This window comes from Chryseobacterium contaminans, from assembly GCF_001684955.1.
Lineage (GTDB): Bacteria > Bacteroidota > Bacteroidia > Flavobacteriales > Weeksellaceae > Chryseobacterium > Chryseobacterium contaminans.
The window spans coordinates 1-984 of record NZ_MAYF01000229.1; the positions used below are offsets into that span (position 1 = coordinate 1).

The 984-nt window shown below is 33.4% G+C and carries 2 protein-coding genes; both read right to left on the bottom strand.

Features of this window, described 5'->3' with window-relative positions; all coding sequences use genetic code 11:
• Positions 1 to 464: DDE-type integrase/transposase/recombinase (locus BBH99_RS12660; RefSeq protein ID WP_165601934.1), on the bottom strand; the 464-nt coding region annotated here is incomplete at its 3' end.
• 89 nt (positions 465 to 553) lie between these two features.
• Positions 554 to 943 carry an IS3 family transposase gene (locus BBH99_RS12665; RefSeq protein ID WP_066696197.1) on the bottom strand — a complete coding sequence of 130 codons (390 nt, stop codon included), beginning with the start codon at positions 941 to 943 and terminating at the stop codon, positions 554 to 556.
• Between the last annotated feature and the right edge of the window lie 41 nt (positions 944 to 984).

A 984-nucleotide genomic window follows, 5' to 3' on the forward strand; every position in this document is an offset into this window, starting at 1 on the left:
TGCAAACCTCTGTCTGAATGATGGATTAATGGATCACTTGAACTTCTATTTTTTATTGCCATTTTTAAAGCTTTTGCAACATTTTCAGTGTTCATATTTGAACTTAATGAATATCCCATTATCTTTCTGCTATAGGCATCTGTTACCAAAGATAAATAGCATGTAGATTCTTTGGTTTTAAGATAAGTTATATCACTTACAAATACCTGTTCCGCTTTCTCTACTTTCAAATCCTTCAACAGGTTGGGATGTTTTTTAAGCCAATGTTTTGAAAATGTTGTTTTAATATATTTCTTTTGTTTACCAATCAGCATATTTTCTCTTTTTAAGTAGGCAAATAAAGCATCTCTTCCCAGTTTGATATCCTCCTTTATGAGTTGTTCTTTAAGAAGATGATAAAGCTTTCTTGTTCCTAATTTAGGTAACGTCATTCGTATTTCCTGAACCAGAAATTTAACTTTCAATAATTCGTTTTCACGGATTAAAATCCTTTGTTTAGCTTGATAAATAGCCTGACGACTTATCCCAAACAATCTACACAGTCTTGATATACTTATTCCTTGTCTGTGGAGCTGGAAGATTGTTGGGAGGAAAACTTTTTTCTGATTTGAGTCCCATATTGTTTATCTGAGATATCAATCATGGTATTCAGAACCTTTGTTTTTAGTTTTTCATCAGCGAGTTCCTTTTCTAAACGTTTAATTTTTTGAGCTGGAGTTTCTTTAGGATTAGGCATAGTATGAAGTTTAGGTTTACTCCACTCTAAGTTACCATATCTTCGCAACCAAACCAAAACGGTGCTTCTTCCCTGGATACCATACTCTTTTTGAGCCTGCTTGTAAGTGTAATCCCCGTTTTCTACTTGAGAAACTACCCGTAATTTAAAAGCTATACTGTAGTCTCTTTGGGTGCGCTTTTCTCTTTTTAATACTTGTTCTTTCATAAATAAGTCGATTAGTTGTCAACTTATTTCAGGACGGGACA

Coding starts and splice junctions, on each gene's coding strand:
- BBH99_RS12665 (WP_066696197.1), bottom strand. CDS start 943: ATGAAAGAACAAGTATTAAAAAGAGAAAAGCGCACCCAAAGAGACTAC.